Genomic DNA, 26,916 nt, shown 5'->3' with positions numbered 1-26,916 from the left:
TAGAAGGTTTTAAAATATTTATTTAAATTTTATAACGCCAACCAAAAGGATCTTCACTTTTATTGGTTTGTATATCGGTAATACGCTTCTTTAAAAAGCTAGCATAAGTATTGTCTAATTTTGGTAGCTCAAAATCTTCACCTTTATATCCAAATCCAGAAATAGGCGAAATTACAGCAGCTGTTCCAGCACCAAACATTTCTTTTAAATTTCCATTTTTAGCAGCTTCAACAACTTCGGCTACTTTAAGCGGTCTTACTTCAACGTTTATGTTTTCAGCTTTAGCTAATTCAATAATACTTTTACGCGTAATACCATCTAAAATACGGTCGCTTGTTGGTCCGGTTATTAAAGTATCGTTAATGCGTACAAAAATATTCATAGCACCAGCTTCTTCAATATATTCGTGGGTATTATCGTCGGTCCAAATAACTTGTTGGTATCCTTTTTCTACAGCTAGTTGGGTTGGATAAAATTGTCCAGCATAATTACCACCGGCTTTAGCATAACCAACACCGCCATTAGCAGAACGCGAATACTTTTCTTCAATTAATACACGAACTTCACCAGAGAAATAAGAACCCGATGGTGCTGTTGCAATTATAAATTTGTATTCATTGGCAGGAGAGGCATGAAAACCTACGCCCGATGCAAAAACAAACGGCCTAATGTAAAGCGAGCTACCATCTTGTGTTGGTATCCAAGCTTCATCCACCTCTAAAAGCGTTTTTAAACCATCCATAAAATAATTTTCAGGAATTTCTGGAATAGCTAAACGTTTCGACGAGATATTTAATCGTTTTACATTATCTAAAGGACGAAATAATAAAACATTACCATCGGCATCTTTATAGGCTTTCATGCCTTCAAAAACCGATTGCCCATAATGGAAAATTTTAGAAGCTGGATCTAAACTAATTGGAGCATATGGCACGACCTTAGGTGCTTGCCATTCCCCATCTTTAAAATTGCATTCCAGCATATGATCTGAAAAAACACTTCCAAATTTTAAATTACTAAAATCTACCTCGTTAATTTTAGAGTTTTTCGTTTTTATAACCTCTATTACGTTAGTCATAGCGCTCATAGCTTAATAGTTTAAGACACAAATTTAGTTAAAAACGTTTTTAAAAAAGCCCTATCTTTACATAAATCGTATAAAATTGAAATATTTGTTGTATGAAATACTTTAGACTATTAATTATCTGCATTTTACTGTTAAATTCTTGCAAAAAGAAAAGTGAGGAACAAAAGCAAGCTGCTGAGGAAATTGAAATTATTAATTATGAGTCGTTTGGAAAGGAAATTATTGCAGATGATGCTGTAGCTGCTAAATCGATGGCGCAACATTATAAAAGTATGCCCGTTGGCGATAGTATTAATAGTAAAATGATAGCTAAAGTTACCGATGTTTGTCAGGCAAAAGGGTGTTGGATGACCTTAGATTTGGAAGACGGTAGCGAAGTTATGGTGAAATTTAAAGATTACGGTTTTTTTGTACCTAAAGATATAAAAGGGCAGGATGTTATAATTAACGGAAAAGCTTTTGTTAGCGAAATTTCTGTTGATGAACAGCAACATTACGCTAAAGACGCTGGAAAAAGCGAAGCCGAAATAGCTTTAATTAAAGAGCCTAAAAAAACATTTTCTTTTGAGGCCGATGGTGTTTTAGTTGTACAATAGGTTTTGAAACGCGAAATTATAATAACCGCCGATGGTTCAACCACCATTCATATCCCAGAATGGAACGAGCAATACCACTCCAAACACGGGGCCATACAAGAAGCTTATCATGTATTTATAAAACATGGCTTAAATTTTTTTTATGATGAATATTGTCATTCTGAACTCGTTTCAGAATCTCATCCTGAAGATGTCACTCCCGTTATCGAGGCGTCAAAAAATGAAAACAACTCACTTTCTATCCTAGAAATAGGCTTTGGTACAGGCTTAAATGCATTTATTACCCTTTTTGAAGCCGAAAAACTAAACTTAAAAATTGATTATTGCGGAGTTGAAGGCTATCCGATAGCTTTAAATGAAGCAGAAAAACTAAATTATGCTGCAGAAATTAACGAGTCCGATAAAATTTTTAAAGAGATACATAATGTGTCTTGGGAAGTCGCGCATGATATAACACCACAGTTTTCATTAACGAAACAAGAAAAATTCTTTGATACCATAGAAGATGAAAACGTTTTTAATATCATTTATTTTGATGCCTTTGGTGCTCGTGTTCAACCTGAATTATGGACCGAAGCTATATTCCAAAAAATGTATAAAGCTTTAAAAGAAAACGGTGTTTTAGTAACCTATGCAGCCAAAGGAAGTGTGCGTCGAGCAATGCAAGCGGTAGGCTTTTTAGTAGAAAAACTTCCCGGTCCACCCGGAAAACGTGAAATGCTGAGGGCAACGAAGCATTCACGCCGAATATTGTGAAAGCGCTAAATGCTGAGGGCGACGAAGTATTCACGCTAAATCCTAATATTTAAAAATGGAAAAAGGAAACTAGTTCCATTACAATTGTGTAGATGGTTTTATTAAATCTTGATATAATTTATTAAAATTCAATATAAATTAAACTGTTAAACCTTCATTAAAACAGCAGGAAAGGCCTTTACTTTTTTGTAATTTTAATAAAAAAAGAACATGCGAGTTTTAATAACAGGAGCAACGGGTTTGGTAGGAAGCGAAATTGTAAAACTTTGTAAAGAAAAAGAAATTGCAGTCAATTATTTAACTACAAATAAATCTAAACTAGAGCAAAACAACAATTATCAAGGATTTTATTGGAATCCTTCAAAAGGTGAAATAGACGTTAACTGCTTAAATAAAGTAGACGCTATAATTCATTTGGCTGGGGCAAATATTGCTAAACGATGGACCAAAGCAAACAAAAAAATAATTCTAAATAGTAGAACGCAATCTGCTAAATTATTATTTGAAACTTTAAAAACAGAAAACCATCAAGTAAAACAGCTCATTTCTGCTAGTGCCATTGGTATTTACCCAGATTCTTTAACAAATTATTACAGCGAAGATGTAACAAATGCTAACAATACTTTTTTAGCAAATGTGGTAACAGCTTGGGAAGCCTCGGCAAACGCATTTAAAACCTTAAATATTGCCGTAGCAAAAATTCGAATTGGTTTAGTTTTAGCTAAAAATGGAGGTGCTTTATCACAAATGATTAAACCAGCAAAATTAGGATTATCGGCTCCATTCGGATCTGGTAAACAATGGCAATCCTGGATTCATATTACAGATTTAGCACGATGTTTTATGTATGTATTAAAATATAAATTAAACGGCGTTTATAATGCAGTGGCGCCAAACCCTATAACCAATAAAGAACTAATTAAAACAATTGCTAAAACTCTCGAAATGCCTTGTTTTTTACCAGGAATTCCTAAGATAATTATGAAATTGGTTTTAGGCGAAATGCATATTTTATTATTTGAAAGCCAGCGTGTAAGCTCAAAAAAACTGGAAAATAAGGGATTTAACTTTAAATACAATTATTTACAACCGGCATTAAGTAATATCTTAAATTAAGATACTTTTTCTTTTTATTATGGAAAGAGAATCATTAAAAAATAATTTTAAACGATTATACAAACTTATTTAATTCCTAAAATGCCAGAAAAGGGTATAAAGGTTTAATAAAATATTTGATGTACTTGTAATTTCTTTTTATTGCCCATTAAAAAACCACATAAAATATACAAAGGACTTATTTAAATCAATCCATTAAAATCTCAAGAAGTTGAATAGCAGCATCACTAATTTTAGTACCTGGACCAAAAACAGCAACAACGCCAGCATCAAATAAAAATTGATAATCTTGTTTCGGAATTACACCGCCAACAATAACCATAATATCGTCACGTCCGTTATTTTTAAGCGCTTCAATAACTTGCGGAAGTAAGGTTTTATGCGCTCCTGCTAAACTAGAAATTCCTAAAATATGAACATCGTTTTCTACAGCTTGTTTAGCAACTTCATTTGGTGTTTGAAACAACGGGCTAATATCAACATCAAAACCCATATCGGCATAACTTGTTGCTACTACCTTGGCGCCCCTGTCGTGACCATCTTGTCCCATTTTCGAAATCATAATACGTGGTCGTCTGCCTTCTTGTTCGGTAAAGCTATCTGCTAAAGCTTGTGCTTTTTTAAAACTACTATCATCTTTAATTTCTTTACTGTACACGCCCGAAAATGATTTTATATCGGCTTTGTAACGTCCAAAGGCAACTTCAAGAGCATCACTAATTTCGCCTAATGTAGCACGTGCTCTTGCCGCAATAACGGCTAAAGCTAGTAAATTAGAATCTGGATTATAACCAGCCGATTTTGTGGTTGAATTTACAAAATTATTTGCTGCTGTGGTTAAATTGTTTAAGGCTTCCTGTACCATTTTTTCATGTCTTGAGCCCTTAATGTTTTGTAAACGTTCTATTTGTTGTTGTCTTACTTTTTGGTTGTCAACCTCTAAAATATCTAAAGGCGATTCCTTTTGAGTTTGATATTTATTTACACCAACAATAATGTCTTTACCAGAATCTATTCGTGTTTGTTTTTTTGTTGCAGCTTCTTCAATACGCTGTTTTGGAATACCCGTTTCAAGCGCTTTTGTCATGCCGCCTAAGCTTTCAATTTCTTCAATATGCTCCCAGGCTTTTTCGGCAATGTCGTTTGTGAGTTTTTCAACAAAATAACTACCTGCCCAAGGGTCTACGGTTTTAGTAATTCCGGTTTCTTCTTGTAAATATATTTGCGTGTTACGAGCTATTCTTGCTGTAAAATCGGTTGGGAGTGCAATAGCTTCGTCTAAAGCATTTGTATGTAAACTTTGCGTGCCACCAAATACAGCAGCCGTAGCTTCAATAGTTGTTCGGGCTATGTTGTTGTAAGGATCTTGTTCTGTTAAACTCCAGCCGCTAGTTTGGCAATGAGCTCGTAAAGTCGAAGATTTGGGATGTTTTGGATTAAATTGTTTTACAATTTTTGCCCACAAAATTCTGGCAGCTCTCATTTTAGCAATTTCCATAAAATGATTCATTCCAATTCCCCAAAAAAAGGAAAGTCTAGGAGCAAATTCATCAATATTTAAGCCCACTTCAAGTCCATTTCTAATATACTCCAATCCATCGGCTAGGGTATAAGCTAATTCAATATCGCAGGTTGCTCCAGCTTCTTGAATGTGATATCCAGAAATACTGATGCTATTAAATTTAGGCATGTATTTACTGGTGTATAATAAGATATCTGAAATAATTTTCATAGAAGGCTTTGGTGGATAAATGTAAGTGTTACGCACCATAAACTCTTTTAAAATATCGTTTTGGATGGTTCCAGCTAATTTTTCAGGCTTAACTCCTTGTTCTCCGGCAGCCACAATATAAAAAGCTAAAATGGGTAAAACGGCACCATTCATAGTCATAGAAACCGATATTTTATCGAGCGGAATTTGGTTGAATAATAACTTCATATCCTCAACCGTATCAATAGCAACACCAGCTTTACCAACATCGCCAATAACCCGTTCGTGATCGGAATCGTAACCGCGATGTGTTGCCAAATCGAATGCAATAGAAAGCCCTTTTTGTCCAGATTTTAAATTGCGTTTATAAAATGCATTGCTTTCTTCGGCTGTACTAAAACCTGCATATTGCCTAATGGTCCACGGTTTTTTTATATACATTGTGCTGTAAGGCCCGCGCAGAAAAGGAGGGATACCGGCAGCGAAATTTATATGATTTAAATCCTCAATATCCTTATGTGTATAATTCGATTTTATGCTAATACCTTCGGCTGTTTCCAATATGGTATTTTCCTGTGCCTGTTGAGTATCATCGAAATTTAAGGTGATATGTTGAAGATTTTTTCTTGGCATTTGTTTTAAACTAATTATTTTGCTTTTTCCGTTGAGTTTGTGTTAGTTTCAAAATTAATCTTTGTGAAATCTAGTTGAAACATTTTGGCATAAAAGTAATCGAGCGCAATATAAGTTAGTAAATAAGGATCGTTTACATAACGTGAATTGGCGCGTATTGCTGGGGTAAAAACTTTGGTACTCATGCTGTTTGTGCTAACCAATGCATTAAAAGTTGTTTTTAAATTGTTATCTGCAATTTTACTTGCCAAACAACTTACCAATTCGCTGTTATAATTTAAATGATTATCAACCCATAAATTGGGATAGGTTTTAAGCGCATCGAAAACTTCTTTTGTATGTTTCGATAATATTTTATCGAATTGTACGCGGTTTCCTATTGAGAAGTTTATAAAAGTTCGATATGCTTTTATTTTATTTTTTCCTGTTTTATCGTAGGCTTTGATAATATCGTTTTCAAAGCTATAAAATGCTTCTTTTAACAAAGCATCTGTATCTGGATTACAAGTTATAGTTGCTTTTTGTTCGGTGTATTTATATTCCGACAATTTTGCTGTAACCTGTTGTTTACAGTTAAAATTAAAGGCTAATAGTATAAAAAAAAGAAAGTGTAAATTTTTAGTTTTCATTTTTAAATTTTTTATATAATCGTTTGCGTTCTAAATTTTCTGATACTCGTTTTTCTATTATAGATTCTATTTTTGTTAATCTTGGCTTTAAACTTATAAAAGGATATTTTTGTATGTTTTTACCAATATCCTTTACAGGGTATTTATGAGCGTTTACGCCTACTAAAATAGTTTCGTTATTTTCTAATTGTTGTTCGGTTTTATTTGAGCTCGCTTTTATTTTACGTTGAATAGTGCCCAACTTTAACTGCTTTAGGAAACCGCCACTTTTTTCAATATCCTTAAATAGGTTAAGGGCTTTTTCAGCTAATTGATTTGTTATAGTTTCAATATAGTACGAGCCGTCTACCGGATTATTAACGGTATTAAAATGGCTTTCGTGTTTTAAAATTAATAGTTGGTTTCTGGCAATGCGCTCGTTAAAAGCATTGTTATTTTTAGTAACCGTGTTATACGGAATGTTAAAAACTGTGTTTGCACCTCCTAAAATACCACTCATACACTCGGTAGTAGTTCGGAGTAAATTATTATAGTTTTCGTAAATGGTTTTATTACGTAAGGTTGGTAATACTATAATTTCACAATTAGTACTTAAATTATACGTTGGGGCTAAAGATTTCCAAAGTAAACGTATGGCTCTTAATTTTGCAATTTCGAAAAAGTAATTAGAATCGATTGCAAATTGAAATACGACTTCTGTTTTTGTTGTTAGCAGACCATCTTCATTCAAAATATTTAAATACTCGTTAGCATGTGCTAAAGAATAAGCCAACTGTTGAACTATATTGGCTCCTGCATTTTGGTATAAAGCTGCATCGACAGATAACGTATTGGTTACGCTGTAAATTTTTTTAAAGGTATTAATGTCGTGTTTTGAGTTTTGAAACCAGTTTCCGGATTTACCTAAGTTTCCAATAATATCGTTATGAATGAATATATTTTTTTTTTGTGGATATTTTTCTAAGAACGTATGCGAAAGAAAAAGCGGTTTAAAATGAATTTCGATAGTTTCAAGGTTAATACCTTTTAGTAAATTTTCTATTGAAACAGTTTCCGAAGGGATTATAAAAGCGAGACTTTCTACACCATTTTTTATAGCAAAAAGCGCGTTTTTATTAGATATTTTTGTGTCCGCCACATAAATAGTTTGACCTATTTTCCATTTGGTGGCTTTTGTATTTTGTGGTTGGGGTAGATTTTTTAAATCTTCTGCATGATAAAAAGGCTTAACTAAAATAGATTCGTTAGTTTGCCATAAAAGCGCATTATAATCTTCGCCTTGAAGCTCATATTGTATTTTTTGTTTCCACTGTTTTGCCGAAACCTCATTAAAATCATCAAACAAGTTATTGCTCATAATTAATTGGTTTTTAGGCTGTCTTCATATTCTATAATGTAAATTTCTTCGTTTTCGCGTTTCATGTAATATTCTTCGCGAGCAAATTTTTCTAGGCCTTCGTCTGTACTTAATTCTTTTAAGGCTTTTTTATCTTTTTCAATTTCTTTTCTGTAATACTCTTTTTCTTTTTCTAAATTTTCAATATCTGTATTTAATTCATGATGAATAAGCCACGAGTTGGCATCGAAAAAAAACATCCAAACCGCAAAAATAACCAGTATAAGTATAAACCAATTTTTAAATGGTTTTAGATATTTATTTTTGAAGCTTTTCATTGTGCTATTACAGTTTGTCGTTAATTATAGTTTTTACAATATCTATAGCAACAGTATTGTAGTGGTTGTTAGGTATTATGATATCTGCATACTCTTTCATGGGCTCAATAAATTGCGAGTGCATTGGTTTTAATGTGGTTTTATATCGGTTTAAAACCTCGTCTAAATCACGTCCGCGCTCTGTAATATCTCTTCTTAAACGTCTAATTAAGCGTTCGTCACTATCGGCATGTACAAATATTTTAATATCAAACATTTTACGCAACTCGGGGTTGCTTAATACCAAAATACCTTCAACAATCATTACTTTTCTTGGTAATGTATGAATAGTATCGCCGGTTCTATTATGTTTAACGAACGAATACACAGGTTGGTCTATGGCATTACCTTTTTTTAATTCGGTTAGGTGTTCTTCAATTAAATCAAAATCTATAGATCTTGGGTGATCGAAGTTTATTTTAACACGCTCGTCGAACGATAGGTGAGACGTATCTTTATAATAAGAATCTTGTGATAATATACCAACTTCGCCTTCTGGAAGTTCTTTTAAAATTTGATTTACAACCGTTGTTTTACCACAACCTGTACCGCCTGCAATACCAATAACTAACATAAAAAGTAATTTTTTTAGGTTACAAAGTTAACTATTTGCTAAGCTAAAGCTAAAAAGAATTTTACTTTTTAATATTAGAAACTTCTGTTTCTGTAATTATTTTTTTATTCTCATTACCCCAACTATTGGTAATATAGTTCATAACATCGGCTACTTCTTTATCGCTTAAGCCCATAGGAGCCATCATGCCTTTGTACGTGTTTCCGTTTACTTCAATGGTGCCTCTAAGTCCATATTTAATAGCTTTAATGCTGGCTTCTCTGTTTTGCATTAAATAATCAGATTTTGCTAAAGGCGGAAATGCACGTTTTACACCTTCGCCGTTAGCCATGTGGCAAGTCATGCAGAAATCTTGATAAACAGATTCACCACGTTTTAAACTTTCTTCTAGGTTTTTATCTTGCGCTTGTAAATTGTTAATAGACAAAACTGAAATTAGAATTACTATTAAAATTGAAGTTGATTTCATATTTTATTTTTTAGGAACTATTTTAACAATACCATAATTTTCGATGCCTACGTAAATGTATCCATCAGGAGCTTGAACTACATTTCTAACTCTGCCTAAACCTTCAAATAGTTTTTCACGCTTAACAACTTTATCATTTTTCAATATTAAGCGCTCTAAATACATAAACTTTAAAGAGCCAACCAAAATGTTGTCTTTCCAGTCTGGATATTTTTTTGAGGTTACAAAAGCCATTCCGCTTGGTGCTATAGAAGGTGCCCAGTAAAAGAGTGGTTGTTCCATGCCTTTTTTTGCTGTAATATCTGTAAAAGATGTGCCACTATAATTAACACCATACGAAATTACAGGCCAACCAAAGTTAGCTCCTTTTTTTATAATATTAATCTCATCGCCACCTTTTGGACCGTGTTCATGTACCCAAATTGCTCCGGTATAAGGATGTTTTATCATGCCTTGCGGATTACGATGCCCGTAGCTATAAATAGCTGTTTTTGCATTTTCTGTTTTTACAAACGGATTATCTTTAGGGATAGAACCATCATCATTTAATCTGTAAATTTTGCCACCATCTCTTGTTATATCTTGCGGATTTACATCACGCTGTCCGCGTTCGCCCACAGAAAAATATAAATAGCCGTCATTATCAAAAGTTATACGTGACCCAAAGTGTTGGCCACGAGTTGTGTTTGGTGTGGCTTTGTATAAAAGTTCTTTTTCTACTAATGTGTTATTTTTAATTTTTGCACGCATAAGAGCTGTGTTACCGCCGCTGTCTTCACCTTCGGATGATGCATAAGTAAAATAAATCCAGCCATTATTTTTATAATTTGGGTGAGCTTCTATATCTAAAAATCCGCCTTGACCACGAACATATATTTCGGGTAAACCAGAAATTGAAGTTGTTTTGCCATTTTTGTAATGTACTAACTCGCCAGATTTTTCGGTTATTAAAATACTTCCGTCTGGTAAAAACGCCATGCCCCACGGGTTAAATAAATCTGGAACAATTAATTCTGTTGTGTAATTAATATGGGTAGGTATTTCGGCTATAATTTCGGTTTCATTTTGTTGTGCGCAAGCCAAACAAGTAATGAATGTAATGAGTGTTAAGCTAAGTTTTTTCATAATTAAAATTGATATTTTAAGTTGGCGCCGCAAAAATAATTTAAAGGATTTCCCGGATAATAATATCTTGGTGCGCTTGTGCCAAAACCTGTGGCATTTATTAAAATTTGTGATGCATATTTTGTGTTAAAAACATTATTTATACCAACAAAAATATTGGTTTTAAGTTTTTTGCTTAATGCTTTTTTAAAACCAATTTTACTATGTGTTAGGTTGTAATTTTTGGAATAAAGCGTGTTTGCATCGGTTATTGGTATTTTTCCAACATGTTGAAAATTAATGTTTCCGTAAATTCCAAGCATACTATTAATATCTAGAATAAAGTTAAACATATTCTTTGGAACACCGGTTACATCGTTTCCAGAATAATCGTTTTCATTATCTATAAAATCTTTAAACTTATAGTGGTTTAAAGTAAAATTTGAGGTTGTTGCAATTTGAATTTGAGAATTTGAAATAAGTTGAAAATTTAAATTAAGTTCTAAGCCATTATGTTGCGTTTTTCCGGCGTTTATATCAATGTATTCATCTTGGGCGATGCGGCGTGCAACCAGCAAATTTTTTACTTGTAAACTGTAAATCGAAGTATTTAATTGAAGCTTATTATTAAAAAAAGCATGTCGAGTTCCAATTTCGTAGTTCCAAGCGGTTTCGGGTTTTAGGTCGTTATTTATTTGTCCGTTTGGTAATAAGGTTTCCGATAGAGTTATAGGTGAAAACCCATGGCTAACACTTGCATAAACAGATGTGTTTTTATGAAATTGATGCGTAATACCCAATTTAGGAGAAAAAATGGTTTTATAATTATATGAGCCCGATTGGTCTGGGTTTTCGTTTGAAGCTGGAAAATTATCCTCTAAATTATACCAAGTCTGATTCCAATTAATGCCAAAGTTTAACACTGTATTATCGTTTATATTTTGGTTGGTTTCAAAAAAAAGATTGAAATAGCTACGATTTTCTTTAAAATTTGAAAGTTCTTCGCCTTTTACACTGCCTGTGTTAGGCGGAAAATCTTCATATAAATTTTCAAAAGTTTTGTAAGCGTAATTATCTGTAAATAACTCGATTCCAGTGGTCCATTTTAAGGTGTTTTTAAACAATTTTGTGTTACCAATGGTTCGTGTTCTTATACCAAAAGCTAAATTATCATCGGTTAAAATATTAAAAGGTCTGGGTTCGTAATTGTTTTTAAATGAAGTAAATACACTTGTGATTTGTTTTGTGTTTTTTGAAAATAGATGCTCCCAAGATAACCCGAAGACACCTCGGTTAAAATCTTCATGACCTTGTGAAGCTTCCCATGTAAATGCAGCACTCGTTGGGGTGTTTAAATAGCTATCTTCATCAATCGAGCTTGGTATAAAGGCTTTTAAATCAACATAACTCATTAAAAAATGTAATTCGTTATTTGGGTTTATGTAGTGGTTTGCATTTAAGGTAAGTGTTTGTCTGTTATAGTTATTATTATCGCGGTAGCCATCATGTTCTGTGTAGCTGTAAATAGCATTTATACCGGTTTTAGTGGTGTTGGTGTTTAATTGAACTAAGTTTTTAAACAAGCCAAAAGAACCGAAAGTAAATGTGTTTGAAAGCGTACTAGACTTAAAATTTGATGATTTTGGGTTTAATTGAATTAATCCTCCCAGACCAGCACCATAAATACTAGAAACGGCACCTTTGGTAATTTGTAAACTACTAATGCTGCCAAGTTCAAAATCTTCAATATTAGTTTCGCCGCTACCGTTAGTTAGTGGTATATCTTTAAAATAGGCTCTAATTTTTGATGTGCCATATTGATTTCTAGCACCTATACCTCGAATAGATATTTTGTTTGTATTTAACGAGCCGGTTTGCATAAAAACACCTGGCGTTCTGTTTAAAACTGAAACAAAATTAATGTTGTTTGAGCGTTCAATATCTTGAGGTGTAATAATGCTGATTGCCGCCGAGGTTAGCTTTAAACTTTGCGGAATTAAATTACTGTTTACAATAATTTCGTTTAATTCTGAAGGATTTATATTGAGTTTTACAACCTTTTTTTTAAATGTAGAAATCTTTATAGTTACAGGTAAATACCCCGACTTTTTAAAAGTATATAAACCTAAAGAGGTTAATTGAAAGTTTCCATTTAAATCTGAAGTTATTGAGCTTCCTTCTTGAGCATTAATTATTTTAGCGAAAGCTATAGGCGCGCTTGTTTCGGCATCAATAATTTTTCCATTTATAGTGTTTTGAGCGTAACCAAATAAACCTGAAAGCAGTAATAAGTAGAGTAGTGGTTTTTTTAATTTCAATGCCAATTTTATTTATTAGCATAAAGGTAGTAATTATAATAGGGATTAGTAAATACGAAATAATACAGAATAAGTCTTTAATGTTATAATTGAAATTATAACTTGGTTTTATAACCTCTGAATTTATTTTTACCAAAGAAAAAGCAAACTAAATTTTGTAATTATAATAAATAACTTATATTTGCAGCCCGTAATAATAAAGGGGGTGTTTTTTTAACATTCGTTTTTTATTTTTCGGGGTGTAGCGTAGCCCGGTTATCGCGCCGCGTTTGGGACGCGGAGGTCGCAGGTTCGAATCCTGCCACCCCGACAAAAAAGAGCCAGAAACACATGTTTCTGGCTTTTTTATTTTAAAGCACATGTTACGCTATTTAAGTTTATTTTCGAATTGTTCATTAATTTGTACACAGTCAGTTATTACAAAAGAGTAAACAAAATATTGTTAAACAATTCTTTCTAGTAGTGTTCCGTGAGGTTAAGATTCGTTTTGTTAAAACCTAAAATTAGTTTAGAAATAAGTATTAAAAACTGTAAGGAGTTTTAAATATCAAGACTAACTATGGAATATTTTTATTATTTTAAACGAAAATTCTTTGCATGCAAGTTATTATAAACGCTTCGATAAATACTTTAAAGAAATCTGAAACCTTATTATCGCAGCTATCTAACGAAGAATTAACTAATATTTCGATTGGGCCATATTATTCTAGTATTGGGTCTCATTTAAGACATATTTTCGATTTTTATAATTGTATTTTTTGTGAAGAAAAAGGAGTGATTGATCTAACTTCGAGGGAACGAAATACAAAGGTGGAATCCTGCTGTTTAACAGCTTCAGAACATTTAACCCATATTATAAATAAGTTGAATGATTTTAATACCGAAAATAAAAATATTGTTGTAATTGATGATTTAGGTACCGGTAAAACAAAAATAAATTATACTATTGAAGCTTTGTTTGCCCAAGCCAACAGCCACGCCATTCATCATTATGCCATAATTAACTATATTATTGATCAACTAGGAATTAAGGTGGCGGATTGCGAGTTTGGTTACAACCCGTCTACTCCAAAACGTTAAATTATATAAATACGGAAGATGACTATTTCTTCTTAAAAATACTGCTCATTATAGTGTTTATTCCGCGAAAAGCTAGAATAACAGCCATTGCACAAATTAGGCAACCAACTATAAGCATAGGCATATAAAGTGGTTTTTCCTTATTATTTAATGCCATGTGCATAAAGGTTGGACCAATAAAGAAACTAAATAAGGAAAAAACCATTATTTTAATACCTTTAAATAACGTTTTTTTGTCTGTTTTATTGCTTTCCATTATTGTAGTTTTGAATTGCTAACCTAACGTTTTTATACTTCTGAAGTAGTTGTTTTGCTTCAGTTTCTGGTAAATTAAGTTCGCTCATTATCATTTTTGTACCTCTGTTAACCAATTTATTATTACTAAGTTGCATATCGACCATTTTATTGCCTTTTATACGTCCTAGTTTAATCATAGATGAGGTGGTAATCATGTTTAACACCAACTTTTGAGCAGTTCCAGCTTTCATTCTTGAACTTCCAGTAACAAATTCAGGACCAACAATAGCTTCAATAGGAAATTGAGCAGCCTGAGATAACGGGCTGTTAAGGTTACATGAAATACTGCCTGTTACAATATTATTGGAATTACAATTTTCTAAAGCAGAAATGACGTAAGGTGTTGTTCCTGATGCCGCAATACCTATAACGATGTCTTTAGACGAAATTTCAAACGTTTTTAAGTCTTCCCAACCTTGGTTTGTAGAATCCTCGGCATTTTCAACAGCATTTCTAATGGCATTGTCGCCTCCTGCAATAATCCCTATTACTAGTTCGGGAGAAACACCAAAAGTTGGAGGGCATTCCGAAGCATCTAAAATCCCTAAACGGCCACTCGTGCCTGCACCAATGTAAAATAAACGACCGCCATTACTTAATTTAGAAACAACTTGGTCTACAAGCATTTCAATTTGGGGTAAGGCTTTTTCAACAGCTAAAGGCACTGTTTTATCTTCGTTATTAATATTTTCGAGCAATTCTCTGGTGTTCATCTTTTCAAGATGATTGTATTTAGAATCTTGCTCGGTAGTTTTAATAAAACTCATATGCTTAAAAATAACAAATTTTAATAAGTACAAAACATTATTAAAATTTGTTATCTGAAATAAGTAAAAAAAGCTCCTCATAAATAGGAGCTTAATTTTTAATTAATAATATTGTTAAATGTTGCGCTTGGTCGCATTACTTCTTGAATTAAATCTGCGTTTGGTTCGTAATAGCCACCAATAGTAGCTGGTTTTCCTTGGATGTCATTAAGTTCGTTAACAATGTTTTGCTCGTTCGCTGCTAATTTTTCAGCTATTGGCGTAAATTCTTCTTTTAAGGCAGAATCTTCTGTTTGATTTGCTAATTCCTGTGCCCAATATAACGCTAAGTAAAAATGGCTTCCTCTATTGTCTAATTCTCCAGCTTTTCTTGATGGTCCTTTTTTGTTTTCTAATAACTTTTCTGTGGCGTCATCTAAAGTTTTTCCTAAAACTTTAGCTTTAGCATTGTTGTTAACTTCACTAAAATGTTCTAGAGAAACTGCTAAGGCTAAAAATTCGCCTAAAGAATCCCAACGTAAATGGTTTTCTTCTAATAATTGTTGTACGTGCTTTGGAGCAGAACCACCAGCGCCAGTTTCAAATAAACCTCCACCATTCATTAGTGGTACAATAGATAACATTTTTGCACTAGTTCCAACTTCTAAAATTGGGAATAAATCGGTTAAATAATCACGTAAAACATTTCCAGATACAGAAATAGTATCTTCACCTGCTTTTAACCTTTTGCATGTAAATAATGTTGCTTCGATAGGAGATAATATTCTTAAATCTAATCCATCAGTATTATGATCTTTTAAATAAAGATTAACTTTTTTAATTAATTCGGCATCATGAGCTCTGTTCTCATCTAACCAAAAAACAGCAGGTGTTTCTGAAGCACGAGCTCTAGTAACTGCTAATTTTACCCAGTCTTGAACAGGAGCGTCTTTTGTTTGACACATTCTCCAGATATCACCAGCATTAACATCATGTTGCATTAACACATTACCGTTGGCATCAATAACTTTAACGACACCATTTGAAGCAATTTCGAAAGTTTTATCATGAGATCCATATTCTTCGGCTTTTTGAGCCATTAATCCAACATTTGGTACAGTTCCCATAGTTGTCGGGTCGAAAGCTCCATTCTTTTTACAAAAATCAATGGTTGCAGCGTAAACACCAGCGTAACTACTATCTGGAATTACAGCTTTAGTATCTTGTAATTTACCTTCGGCATTCCACATTTGTCCCGAAGTACGAATCATTGCAGGCATAGAAGCATCAATAATAACATCACTTGGCACGTGTAAGTTTGTGATACCTTTATCTGAATTTACCATAGCTAAAGCAGGACCATTTTTGTAAACGGCATCAATATCAGCTTCAATTTCGGCTTTTTTAGCTTCAGGTAAATCGTTTATACGTTCTAATAAATTACCAAAACCAGATTTAACATCAACACCAACACTTTCTAAAGCTTCACCATGTTTTTCAAAAATATCTTTAAAGAATATTTTAACAGCATGACCAAATATAATTGGGTCACTTACTTTCATCATGGTAGCTTTCATGTGTAATGAAAACAATACGCCTTGTTCTTTTGCGTCTGCTACTTGTTCTTCAAAAAAGCTAATTAAGGCCTTTTTACGCATAACGGTAGAATCTATAATTTCACCTTTTAATAATGCCAAGCTATCTTTTAAAACTGTAGTGTTACCTTTTTCATCAGTATGTTCTATAGTTATGCTTGTCGCTTCAGGAATAGTAACTGAGACTTCATTATGAGCAAAGTCATTATCGCTCATGGTCGCCACATGTGTTTTAGAATCGCTCTTCCATTCACCCATAGAGTGCGGGTTCTTTTTAGCAAAGTTTTTAACAGCTTTTGGCGCACGTCTGTCACTGTTACCCTCACGTAATACTGGGTTTACAGCACTACCTTTAATTTTATCATAGCGAGACTTTACTTCTTTTTCCGTGTCATTAGCTGGTTCATCCGGATAGCTAGGAACCGCAAATCCTTTAGATTGTAATTCTGAAATAGCACTTTTAAGCTGTGGTATAGAGGCACTAATGTTAGGTAATTTTATAATATTAGCTTCAGGTTTTTTTGCTAATTCACCTAAAATTGCTAAATCATCTGAAACTTTTTGATCTTCATTTAAATAATCGGGAAAAACAGCTAAAATTCTTGCGGCTAAAGAAATATCTTTTGTTTCAATTTCAATACCAGAAGATTTTACAAAGGCTTGCACTATAGGTAAAAAAGATTGTGTTGCTAAAGCTGGTGCTTCGTCTGTTTTTGTGTAAATTATTTTTGACATCAATTTATAGTTTTTGTAAAGTTTATTTTGTTTGACAAAACAATATTTAAGTGATTAGTTTAAAGCGATGCGAATATACAAAAATTGATAGCTAATTTATGTGCGAAATGACATGAAAAAGTAAATAAAGCCTTTATTTTAAACAAATTTCTAGCAAATGTTAAAAAAATTTTAAAAAAAATGCCTTATCCACTAAAAAACAAAAGCCATATCACAGAGGAATTTAATCTTCTTTGACATGGCTTTCTTGAAATAACACATTACTTTTTTAGCATTTTGCTAATTTTAATTTAAAATTTTCATTTAAACTATTCCAGTATGAAGTTATTTCAAACGAAATAAGCTTGTAATTTTCAAAATGTATTGACCTATTACTTTACTTACTTCAGATAATTGTTTTTTTATGCTTTTAACTCGAATGTTCGCTTTCGCGTTAACTTGGTTTAAGCATCGCTTAAATTGCTAACTTTACTTTAGTAAATTTAACTTTAAGCTTTAGTCTTAACTTTAAATTAAATGAATATCACCAATTTAGTAAGACATCTAGTTTTTATTTTCTATGCCTAAACATATAAAAAGAACTAGCAAAAACAATTAATTTGTATAAGAACGTTACCTTATTTAGAGTGTAATATAAATTCATCGTCGGTAATGAAACCCAAACGTATTTGGTTATTATCTCTGTTCTAAATTACGAAAAATCTTCCAAAGCACCAATTGTTTTACTAGTTTAAATATCAACCGGTTATAAACCGTATTTATTAACAATTGTTAATAACGAAAAAAACCTTGGCTATTAACCAAGGCTTTTAAATCTGCAAAAGCAGTATAATATTAACGTCTTACTTCTTTAATTCTAGCTTTCTTACCAGTTAAGCCTCTAAAGTAGTAAATTCTAGCTCTACGAACTTTACCACGCTTGTTTACTTCAATTTTTTGTAATGCTGGTAAATTTACTGGGAAAATACGTTCTACACCAATAGTTCCAGACATTTTTCTAATTGTAAAAGTTTCAGAAGTTCCTGAACCTCTGCGTTGTATTACTACACCTCTAAAGAACTGAGTACGTACTTTTTCTCCTTCTCTAATTTCGTAGTAAACTGTTATTGTGTCTCCAGCGCTAAACTCTGGAAATTCTTTTCTTGTTACAAATTCGTCTTGTACAAATTTTACTAAAGATTCCATATCTTTAAAATATTAATTATGAGTTAATTCGAAACAACATTCACGATTTTCGCCAGAGGTTAACCCGAAATTGGCTGCAAAGATAATTAAAAAGTTATAACTAAAAAGTAAAAGTTTTAAAATTTTAATGCTTTTGGTGTTACCCCGTTTTTGCGGGGTCAGGCTATTCACTATATCTTTTTTTCATACTTCAAAAAAGGATGCCGTTACTATCCTTAACACAGCTTTTTAAGGTATTTTTGGCTTTATTGGAATAAAAATGACTTCTTCCGATTCTGGGTGATTAGGTTTATAAGAATCTCCAAGAACATTAAAATGTGGACGATCGTCTAGAATATACTCAGAATGCGGCAACCAATTTTCAAAAATAAGCCCCATAAAATTGCCAATATCTTGTGGTAAACCTTTATAAATAAATTTGGCGTAATTACCAGTTTTAAGTTTTAAAGTGTCCATGTTTTTGGGGGTGTTTTCCAAATTTTCAACCGCTACACTTGCCCATTTTGTAAAAGTAGTGTTAGGGTTAAAGTTTTGAAAATACTCTTCACCATAAATAATAACCTCATAAACATCCGGAGAAATTATATTATTTATGCGCGATAGCTGTGGCATAAAAGCAGAAAATAAATTAAAGGTTTTATTTTCTGTAAGCGACATATTAGTATGCATACCCACAAGTAACGTTTCTGGAATGGTTACAATTTCAGGATTTATCATGTATTAATCTTCTAATAAATCTGGACGACGTTCTTTGGTACGCTGGTAGGCTTGTTCTTCTCGCCATTTTTCAATCTCCGGTAAGTTTCCGCTAAATAAAAGTTCAGGAACTTTCATGCCTTTATATTCGCGAGGTTTGGTATAAATTGGTGGTGCCAATAAATTATCTTGAAACGAATCGGTTAGGGCAGAGGTTTCGTTTCCTAAAACGCCTGGTATTAACCGTATAACAGCGTCGCAAAGTACGGCTGCGCCTAATTCGCCACCGGAAAGCACATAATCTCCAATTGATATTTCTTTTGTTATAAAATGATCGCGCACACGTTGATCTACACCTTTATAATGTCCGCATAAAATAATTATGTTTTCTTTTAACGATAATTGATTGGCAATACCTTGGTTTAGGGTTTCTCCATCGGGAGTCATATAAATAATTTCGTCGTAATGGCGTTCTTCCTTTAGTTTACTTATACATTTATCAATAGGTTCAATCATCATAACCATGCCAGCGCCACCACCAAATTGGTAGTCGTCTACGCTTTTGTAGTTGTTATTACTATAATCACGTAGGTTATGAAAATGAACTTCAACTAAATTAGCCTCAATAGCTCGTTTTAAAATAGAAGCTTCAAAAGGACTTTTAAGTAGTTCCGGTAAAACCGTTATAATATCAATGCGCATGTTAAATTGTTATTGGCTGCAAAGATAATTTAATTGTTTGGGATATTTTAGATGTGGTTTTTTCAAAATTTGCAGGTATTATGGTGTTGTCAATATTATTTTTCATATTACTAGTCAATTTAAAATAATTAAATTACTATAAAGAGTTTGTTTTGAGTAGAATAGGATTTGTTTGGTTAAAGATTTGTTGTTTTTAATTAAATCTAAAGTTATTAAAATCAAACAGTAAGCCTTGTTAACAACTCCTTATAAAATTACTAAAAAGTAATTCGGCAATAACTATTTTAATTTTGTAAATTTGCCTGCGTTTAAAAGCGCAACATGACAACTACAACAAAATACATTTTCGTAACTGGCGGGGTTACATCATCTTTAGGTAAAGGTATAATTGCGGCATCATTAGCCAAACTTTTACAATCTCAAGGCTACCGCGTAACCATTCAAAAGCTAGATCCTTATATAAACGTAGATCCAGGAACATTAAATCCTTACGAACATGGCGAATGTTATGTTACCGACGATGGTGCAGAAACCGATTTAGATTTAGGTCACTACGAGCGATTTTTAAACGTGCCAACTAGTCAGGCAAATAATGTTACAACAGGTCGTATTTACCAAAGCGTAATTGAAAAAGAACGTCGTGGTGAGTTTTTAGGTAAAACAGTGCAAGTTATTCCGCATATTACCGATGAAATTAAAGCACGCATACAAAGCCTTGGTAATTCTGGCGATTACGATATTATTATTACCGAAATAGGTGGAACCGTTGGAGATATTGAGTCTTTACCATACATAGAAGCAGTTAGGCAATTACGTTGGGATTTAGGAGAAAACAACGGTATTGTTATTCATTTAACATTAGTACCATTTTTATCGGCAGCTGGCGAGTTAAAAACCAAGCCAACTCAGCATAGTGTAAAAACATTGATGGAAAGTGGTGTACAAGCCGATATTTTAGTTTGTAGAACCGAGCACCATTTACCAAACGATTTACGACGTAAACTAGCTCTTTTCTGTAACGTAAAGGAAGAAGCTGTAATACAATCTATCGATGCTTCAACCATATACGATGTACCTAATTTAATGTTAGAGCAAGGCTTAGATAAGGTAGTGCTTAAAAAACTTAATTTAAAAAGCATAAAACCAGATATTTCGCGTTGGAATGAATTTTTAAAACGTCATAAAAATCCAGCTTCCGAGGTAACTATTGGTTTGGTTGGGAAATATGTTGAGTTGCAAGATTCATATAAATCTATTTTAGAAGCTTTTATTCATGCTGGGGCAGAAAACGAGGTTAAAGTAAATATCGAATCTATTCATAGCGAATATTTAAGTAGTGATAATATTAAACTAAAACTATCGCATTTAGATGGTGTTTTAGTTGCTCCAGGTTTTGGAGAACGTGGTATTGAAGGTAAAATTGATGCTGTCAAATTTGTGCGTGAAAATAACATTCCGTTTTTAGGAATTTGTTTAGGTATGCAAATGGCAGTTATCGAGTTTTGCAGAAACAAGCTTAATATTAGAGACGCAAATTCTACCGAAATGGCTCCAGATTGCGACAATCCGGTAATCAATTTAATGGAAGACCAAAAGAATATTACTGAAATGGGAGGCACTATGCGTTTAGGTGCTTGGGATTGCGACCTTAAAATGGGAAGCATGGCAAGAGATATTTACAAAGCGGAAAGCATAAAAGAACGTCACCGTCACCGTTACGAATTTAATAGCGCGTATCGTACTCAAATGGAAGAAGCTGGCCTAGTAGCATCTGGTTTAAATCCAGATACAGGATTGGTAGAAATTGTAGAATTACCAGAACACCCATGGTTTATAGGTGTGCAATATCACCCAGAATATAAGAGTACTGTGGCAAATCCACACCCTTTATTTGTGGCATTTGTAAAGGCTGCTTGTAATTATAAAAAGAAACACAAAAATGCCACTTTGGCACAAAAATAAAACTGGTTAGTTTTTTGATAAGCTAAGTATATTCCTGTGTAATGGCAGGAATTTTTTAATATTTACGAATATAATTTAGATGGAAGAAAAGAAGTTAGACATTAATTCGATAATTGGTTTCGTACTAATTTTTGGTATTTTAATGTACATGTTGTGGCAAAACCAGCCTACACAAGAAGAACTTGAAGCTGAAGAAAAAGCTAAACAAGAACAAGTTGAAGCCGAAAAGAAAGCCAATGACACTAAAGTTGTCGATGCTGAAATTTATAATGTTGGCAACGGAATAGACTCTCTTCAATTAGTGCAACTAAAAAATAAATTAGGTGCTTTTGCATATTCTGCAACCCAATCTTCCAACAACGAAACTACTGTTGAAAGTGATTTATTAGCTTTAAAATTTAGTAATAAAGGCGGTTATTTAAGTGAAGTACGATTAAAAAAGTTTGTAGATTTCGACTCGGTTCCTATCTATTTAATAAAAGATAACAACTCTGGTTTCAATATTAATTTTGGGACTACAGATAGCCGTGTTTTAAATACCAAAGATTTACCATTTGTACCAACAGTTACCAAAAATGGTGATATTACTGTAGTTTCAATGAAACTAAAAGTGTCTGAAAGTAAGTTTTTAGAATACCGTTACGAAATTAAAGATAACGATTACATGATGGATTTTACCATCCGTTCTCAAGGGTTAAGCGACGTAATAAATGGTTCGCAAGCCGTTAATTTAGATTGGGATTTAAAAGGATATCGTCATGCAAAAAGTATCTCTTACGAAAATCGTTATACCGATATTCATTACGAGTACGAAGATGGAAAAGCCGATTATACTGGAGCTCGTGATGCCGACGACGAATTAGAAGATGTTACTTGGATTGGCTATAAACAACATTTCTTTACATCGGTTTTACTTACCGATAGGGCCTTTAAAATAGCAAATATTAAAGCTGAAAATTTAGTAGAAGATGAAGAAATAGATACGATTTATACTAAATATTTCGCCACAAAAATACCTTTAGAGCTACAAGGAGGAGAAATTAACCAACCTATGGATTTCTATTTTGGGCCGAGTGAGTTTAAAACCTTAAACGCTTACGACCGTAATTTGGATGAAATTGTGCCATTTGGTTGGGGTATTTTTGGTTGGATAAACCGTTATATATTTATGCCTTTGTTTAGCTTGCTAGGAGGATGGATGCCTTATGGAATAGCCATTGTTGTTATGACTATTTTAGTTAAAATATGTTTATCGTTTGTACAGTACAAGCAATTCTTATCACAGGCAAAAATGAAGATTTTAAAGCCAGAATTAGATGCTATCCGTGAAAAGTACAAGAACAACAAAATGAAGGCGCAGCAAGAAACTATGGCGTTACAAACTAAAGCAGGTGCAAGTCCAATGGCAGGTTGTTTACCAGCCTTAATACAACTGCCAGTATTTTATGCTTTATTCCAATTTTTCCCTTCGGCGTTCGATTTAAGACAAAAAAGTTTTCTTTGGGCAGACGATTTATCATCCTACGATGTTATTGCCGATTTGCCATTTCACATTCCGTTTTATGGTAACCACGTAAGTTTGTTTCCAATATTAGCATCGGTAGCTATTTTCTTCTATATGCGATTAACTACAGGACAAAATGTACAAACCGCACCACAACAAGAAGGTATGCCAGACATGGCTAAAATGATGAAATATATGATGTATTTCTCGCCAATAATGATGCTTTTCTTCTTTAATAATTACGCTTCTGGTTTAAGTTTATATTATTTTATATCGAATTTAATTAGTATCGGAATTATTTTAGTAATTAAAAACTTTATTCTGGACGAAGATAAAATACATGCTCAAATTCAAGAGAAAAAGAAAAAGCCTCGTAAGCAAAATCGTTTTCAACGAAAAATGGCAGAAATGATGGAACAAGCAGAACAACAACAAAAAACGCAACAAAATAAACGTAAGTAAATTTGTTGATACCTATTTAAAAAGCTGCTTTAAAAATTTTTATGGCAGCTTTTTTATTTATACAATTTGGTATTAAATTTGTTGTTAAAATTTTGATTATTAAAAGTAGATCATAATTTATTTTAAAAATAACGGGCATGAACGTTTTTAAGTTAGCTTCAATTATAGTTTTATTTGTTAGTTTTTCCGGTTTTTCTCAAACTGTAAATCAACTAGATGAAAATGGAAAGCGTCATGGTATCTATAAAAAGTATTTCGATAATACAAAAGTTTTACGGTATGAAGGCGAATTTTTTCATGGTAAAGAAATTGGGCTTTTTAAGTTTTACAAAAAACTAAATGGTAAACCTGTTTTATCTGCCACTAAAGAATTTAATAAAGATAATAATATTGCCGAAGTAAAATTTTTAACATCCACGGGAAAAGTTATTAGCGAAGGCCTAATGGATGGTAAAAATTATATCGGGACATGGAAATATTATCAAAAGAATAGTGATGCCATTTTAACTTTAGAGCATTATAACGAAAATGGAGAGTTAAATGGAGAGCGATTGGTGTATTTTCCAAATGGAACAATAGCCGAGAAAAAACAATATGTAAATGGCAAGTTGCAAGGGGTAGCAAGTTGGTTTACCGAAACGAATGTGTTATTGAAAACGGTGAATTACGAAAATGATTTATTTAATGGTCAGGCTAAATATTATAGTAACTCAGGAGAGTTAATATCTGAAGGTTATTATGAAAAAGATAAAAAAATTGGGATTTGGAAGTTTTATGAAAATGGTAAACTTATAGAAGAAAAAGACTTTACAAAGAAAACTAAGATTATAAAAAAAACTCCTTAATTATTAAGGAGTTTTTTATTTTATTATATAATATTTTTATTCAGAAGCAGGTAAAATAACCTTATCGATAACATGAACTACACCATTAGTACCTTGAATATCTACTAAAGTTGTTATAATGCTGCTCATTCTTCCATTAGCATCTGTAAGAGTAAAGGTGCTAGTATCAGCAGTAATGTCACCACCTAGTGTAGAAACCGTACCAGAAGTCAACATGTTCGATTGTACATTTGCATTAACAATATGATTAAGTAAAACAGCATCTACTGTAGCTGTTGATAAATCTGTTAATGCATTAACTTCTAATTCAGTTAATAAATTTGCAAAAGCATCATTTGATGGTGCGAAAACAGTGTACGGTCCAGCTTCAGCATCAGAAACAGTTGTAATATAAGGAACGGTAGGCATACCTGTATCTGCATAAACTAAAGCATCAACCAAAATAGACAATGCGTCATTGCTAGTGGCAAATGTAGCGATTGTAGGTAAATCTATAACTTTGTCTATAATATGAACTACACCGTTGGAAGTGTTTACATCTGGAGTTGTTACTTTAGCATAACCGTTAAACATTACCCCAGAATTACCATTATAATATAGGCTTAACTTTGTGTCATTAGGGCCATCGGCCATTGTATTGGTGTATCCTATGGTTCCCAATAAATCTGAAGACATAATGTCGGTATCAGGAATTACATGGTTAAGTAATATTTGTGTTAATATATCGTTTGGTACTTCAGAAAGAGAGCTAAACCCGTTTTCGTTAAGAAAAGCATTAAACGCTGTATTAGATGGGGCTAATACAGTTTTGTTGCCATCTGCGGTAAGGGCTGCTACTAAATTGGTTTGTACAACTGCTTCAACCAAAATACTTAAATCTGGAACGCTTTGAGCTGTTTCAACAATGTTAAAGGGGCCATCTACTGTCATCGTTTCGTTATCATCTTCGCTACAAGAAATAAAAACCACAGTAGCAATTAAAAAAAATGCGCGTAATAAAATTGACTTTTTCATATCTTAATGTTTTTTTGTTTGTTTAACAAATTTAGTTAATTAATAAACAAAATTAATTTTTTGTTTATTAAATTTTGTTAAAATTTAAACAAAATTATTTTTCTGATAATCATACACTAAATAAAACAAGCAGTTAAAAACTATAATTATGTTTATATTTGCACATTAATTTTTTTAAGATGAAACGTGTAATTATTGGACTTTCTGGAGGAGTAGATTCTAGCGTTGCTGCGTATTTGTTACAACAACAAGGCTATGAAGTTATTGGGTTGTTTATGAAAAACTGGCACGACGATTCGGTTACAATTTCTAACGAATGTCCTTGGCTGGATGATAGTAATGATGCCATGTTGGTTGCAGATAAATTGGGTATTCCATTTCAAACCGTCGATTTAAGTGAGCAGTATAAAGAGCGTATTGTTGATTACATGTTCAATGAATATGAAAACGGACGTACACCAAACCCTGATGTACTTTGTAATAGAGAAATAAAGTTTGATGTATTTATGAAAATCGCTCTCGATTTAGGAGCCGATTATGTAGCCACTGGACATTATTGTAGAAAAGGAACTATCGAGAAAGACGGAGAAAATGTTTATCAATTACTTACTGGTGTCGATGGTAATAAAGATCAATCGTATTTTTTATGCCAATTATCGCAAGATCAATTGGCAAAATCGCTTTTTCCAATTGGGGAATTAACAAAACCTGAAGTGCGTAAAATTGCATCGGAATTAGATTTAATTACGGCAGATAAAAAAGATTCTCAAGGCTTGTGTTTTATTGGTAAAGTAAAGTTACCCGAGTTTCTTCAGCAACAACTAAAACCTAAAGAAGGCGAAATTGTAGAAATTCCAAACGATTTAGAGGTTTATAATCAGACTGAACCGAGTTTTAACTCAGAAGAAGAAAAATTAAAATATCTATCTCGCAAGATAAAATATTCAAAAACTCAAGGTAAAGTGGTTGGTAAGCATCAAGGTGCACACTATTTTACTAAAGGTCAAAGAAAAGGTTTAGGTGTTGGCGGTACCGTAGAACCACTTTTTGTAATTGATACAGATGTTGAAAAAAACATTATTTATACAGGTCAAGGTAAAGCACATCCTGGTTTACTTAAAAAAACACTTTTTGTTACGAATGCCGAATTACATTGGGTGCGCCAAGATTTAGCTTTAAATACCAACGAAACTTTAAAAGTAAAAGCACGTATTCGATACAGGCAACAACTTGAAAATGCAACTTTACTTAAGGTTGAAGATGGCATTTATGTGAACTTCGAAAATTATCAATCGGCAATAACAGAAGGGCAGTTTGTAGCTTGGTACTTAAACGATGAGTTAGTTGGTTCGGGCGTAATTTATTAAATTGCAATAGCCAAAACTAC

At 32.8% G+C, this 26,916-nt stretch carries 24 protein-coding genes and 1 tRNA gene; 9 read left to right on the top strand and 16 right to left on the bottom strand.

Annotated elements, in window-relative coordinates:
- Positions 1–22 precede the first annotated feature (22 nt).
- Positions 23–1,078, bottom strand: a complete 1,056-nt coding sequence (locus PW52_RS08240; protein WP_044632457.1) for a branched-chain amino acid aminotransferase — start codon at positions 1,076–1,078, stop codon at positions 23–25.
- Positions 1,079–1,179: 101 nt separating this feature from the next.
- Between PW52_RS08240 and PW52_RS08235 the strand changes: the two genes are divergently transcribed.
- The 3 genes from PW52_RS08235 to PW52_RS08225 all read left to right on the top strand — a co-directional run bounded on the left by PW52_RS08235 (position 1,180) and on the right by PW52_RS08225 (position 3,555).
- Positions 1,180–1,683, top strand: coding sequence for a DUF4920 domain-containing protein (locus PW52_RS08235; protein WP_044632456.1), 504 nt, complete (start codon positions 1,180–1,182; stop codon positions 1,681–1,683).
- Positions 1,684–1,686: 3 nt separating this feature from the next.
- Positions 1,687–2,439 carry a tRNA (5-methylaminomethyl-2-thiouridine)(34)-methyltransferase MnmD gene (mnmD, locus tag PW52_RS08230; protein ID WP_044632455.1) on the top strand — a complete coding sequence of 251 codons (753 nt, stop codon included), beginning with the start codon at positions 1,687–1,689 and terminating at the stop codon, positions 2,437–2,439.
- Positions 2,440–2,649: 210 nt separating this feature from the next.
- A complete protein-coding gene (locus tag PW52_RS08225) occupies positions 2,650–3,555 on the top strand; it encodes a TIGR01777 family oxidoreductase (protein WP_044632454.1) in 906 nt (301 codons plus the stop codon).
- 187 nt (positions 3,556–3,742) lie between these two features.
- Here PW52_RS08225 and scpA read toward each other — a convergent pair whose 3' ends face one another.
- From scpA to PW52_RS08185, 8 genes are all read right to left on the bottom strand, one after another.
- Positions 3,743–5,899 (bottom strand): methylmalonyl-CoA mutase, encoded by a 2,157-nt coding sequence (gene scpA, locus PW52_RS08220; protein ID WP_044632453.1) that lies wholly within the window; start codon positions 5,897–5,899, stop codon positions 3,743–3,745.
- A gap of 14 nt (positions 5,900–5,913) precedes the next feature.
- Positions 5,914–6,528, bottom strand: a complete 615-nt coding sequence (locus tag PW52_RS08215) for a hypothetical protein (RefSeq protein WP_044632452.1) — start codon at positions 6,526–6,528, stop codon at positions 5,914–5,916.
- Complete coding sequence (locus tag PW52_RS08210; protein WP_044632451.1) at positions 6,518–7,885, bottom strand: methylmalonyl-CoA mutase subunit beta; 1,368 nt, start codon at positions 7,883–7,885, stop codon at positions 6,518–6,520. The genes PW52_RS08215 and PW52_RS08210 overlap by 11 nt, the downstream gene beginning before the upstream one ends.
- Positions 7,886–7,887: 2 nt before the next feature.
- On the bottom strand, positions 7,888–8,202 hold the full coding sequence (locus PW52_RS08205; protein WP_044632450.1) for an FtsB family cell division protein: 315 nt from the start codon (positions 8,200–8,202) through the stop codon (positions 7,888–7,890).
- Positions 8,203–8,209: 7 nt separating this feature from the next.
- Positions 8,210–8,815 carry a uridine kinase gene (gene udk / locus PW52_RS08200; protein WP_044632449.1) on the bottom strand — a complete coding sequence of 202 codons (606 nt, stop codon included), beginning with the start codon at positions 8,813–8,815 and terminating at the stop codon, positions 8,210–8,212.
- Positions 8,816–8,876: 61 nt separating this feature from the next.
- Complete coding sequence (locus tag PW52_RS08195) at positions 8,877–9,284, bottom strand: c-type cytochrome (RefSeq protein ID WP_044632448.1); 408 nt, start codon at positions 9,282–9,284, stop codon at positions 8,877–8,879.
- Positions 9,285–9,287: 3 nt separating this feature from the next.
- Positions 9,288–10,409, bottom strand: coding sequence for a PQQ-dependent sugar dehydrogenase (locus tag PW52_RS08190; RefSeq protein ID WP_044632447.1), 1,122 nt, complete (start codon positions 10,407–10,409; stop codon positions 9,288–9,290).
- A gap of 2 nt (positions 10,410–10,411) precedes the next feature.
- Entirely contained in the window at positions 10,412–12,706 is a 2,295-nt protein-coding gene (locus tag PW52_RS08185) for a TonB-dependent receptor domain-containing protein (RefSeq protein ID WP_052823429.1), read from the bottom strand.
- A 235-nt stretch (positions 12,707–12,941) separates the two neighbouring features.
- On the opposite strand from PW52_RS08185, the gene PW52_RS08180 reads away from it, so the two are divergent.
- Both PW52_RS08180 and PW52_RS08175 read left to right on the top strand, forming a co-directional pair.
- Positions 12,942–13,016: transfer RNA gene (locus PW52_RS08180), tRNA-Pro, on the top strand.
- Between the two features lie 287 nt (positions 13,017–13,303).
- A complete protein-coding gene (locus PW52_RS08175) occupies positions 13,304–13,786 on the top strand; it encodes a DinB family protein (protein WP_044632446.1) in 483 nt (160 codons plus the stop codon).
- A 22-nt stretch (positions 13,787–13,808) separates the two neighbouring features.
- Here the strand turns inward: PW52_RS08175 and PW52_RS08170 are convergent, their stop codons facing one another.
- The 6 genes from PW52_RS08170 to trmD form a co-directional block, all read right to left on the bottom strand.
- Entirely contained in the window at positions 13,809–14,042 is a 234-nt protein-coding gene (locus PW52_RS08170; protein ID WP_044632445.1) for a DUF6095 family protein, read from the bottom strand.
- A complete protein-coding gene (gene murQ / locus PW52_RS08165; RefSeq protein ID WP_044632444.1) occupies positions 14,029–14,850 on the bottom strand; it encodes an N-acetylmuramic acid 6-phosphate etherase in 822 nt (273 codons plus the stop codon). Before murQ ends, PW52_RS08170 begins: the two co-directional genes overlap by 14 nt.
- Positions 14,851–14,948: 98 nt before the next feature.
- Positions 14,949–17,159 carry an NADP-dependent isocitrate dehydrogenase gene (locus PW52_RS08160; protein ID WP_044632443.1) on the bottom strand — a complete coding sequence of 737 codons (2,211 nt, stop codon included), beginning with the start codon at positions 17,157–17,159 and terminating at the stop codon, positions 14,949–14,951.
- A gap of 834 nt (positions 17,160–17,993) precedes the next feature.
- On the bottom strand, positions 17,994–18,344 hold the full coding sequence (gene rplS, locus PW52_RS08155) for a 50S ribosomal protein L19 (RefSeq protein ID WP_044632442.1): 351 nt from the start codon (positions 18,342–18,344) through the stop codon (positions 17,994–17,996).
- A gap of 228 nt (positions 18,345–18,572) precedes the next feature.
- Positions 18,573–19,061 carry a GyrI-like domain-containing protein gene (locus PW52_RS08150; RefSeq protein ID WP_052823428.1) on the bottom strand — a complete coding sequence of 163 codons (489 nt, stop codon included), beginning with the start codon at positions 19,059–19,061 and terminating at the stop codon, positions 18,573–18,575.
- Between the two features lie 3 nt (positions 19,062–19,064).
- On the bottom strand, positions 19,065–19,742 hold the full coding sequence (gene trmD / locus PW52_RS08145) for a tRNA (guanosine(37)-N1)-methyltransferase TrmD (protein WP_044632441.1): 678 nt from the start codon (positions 19,740–19,742) through the stop codon (positions 19,065–19,067).
- 321 nt (positions 19,743–20,063) lie between these two features.
- Here trmD and PW52_RS08140 point away from each other — a divergent pair, with 321 nt between their 5' ends.
- The 3 genes from PW52_RS08140 to PW52_RS08130 all read left to right on the top strand — a co-directional run bounded on the left by PW52_RS08140 (position 20,064) and on the right by PW52_RS08130 (position 24,515).
- Entirely contained in the window at positions 20,064–21,704 is a 1,641-nt protein-coding gene (locus tag PW52_RS08140; protein ID WP_044632440.1) for a CTP synthase, read from the top strand.
- A 79-nt stretch (positions 21,705–21,783) separates the two neighbouring features.
- Positions 21,784–23,670 carry a membrane protein insertase YidC gene (yidC, locus tag PW52_RS08135; RefSeq protein WP_044632439.1) on the top strand — a complete coding sequence of 629 codons (1,887 nt, stop codon included), beginning with the start codon at positions 21,784–21,786 and terminating at the stop codon, positions 23,668–23,670.
- A gap of 137 nt (positions 23,671–23,807) precedes the next feature.
- Positions 23,808–24,515 (top strand): toxin-antitoxin system YwqK family antitoxin, encoded by a 708-nt coding sequence (locus PW52_RS08130; RefSeq protein WP_044632438.1) that lies wholly within the window; start codon positions 23,808–23,810, stop codon positions 24,513–24,515.
- A gap of 36 nt (positions 24,516–24,551) precedes the next feature.
- On the opposite strand, the gene PW52_RS08125 is transcribed toward PW52_RS08130, so the two are convergent.
- A complete protein-coding gene (locus PW52_RS08125) occupies positions 24,552–25,529 on the bottom strand; it encodes a fasciclin domain-containing protein (protein WP_044632437.1) in 978 nt (325 codons plus the stop codon).
- 179 nt (positions 25,530–25,708) lie between these two features.
- On the opposite strand from PW52_RS08125, the gene mnmA reads away from it, so the two are divergent.
- Positions 25,709–26,896 (top strand): tRNA 2-thiouridine(34) synthase MnmA, encoded by a 1,188-nt coding sequence (mnmA, locus tag PW52_RS08120; RefSeq protein ID WP_044632436.1) that lies wholly within the window; start codon positions 25,709–25,711, stop codon positions 26,894–26,896.
- The last annotated feature ends 20 nt before the right edge of the window (positions 26,897–26,916 follow it).

This window comes from Neotamlana sedimentorum (assembly GCF_000943565.1).
Lineage (GTDB): Bacteria > Bacteroidota > Bacteroidia > Flavobacteriales > Flavobacteriaceae > Neotamlana > Neotamlana sedimentorum.
Note: the sequence above shows the minus strand (reverse complement) of the source record. Positions and strands in the feature narration are given on the sequence as shown.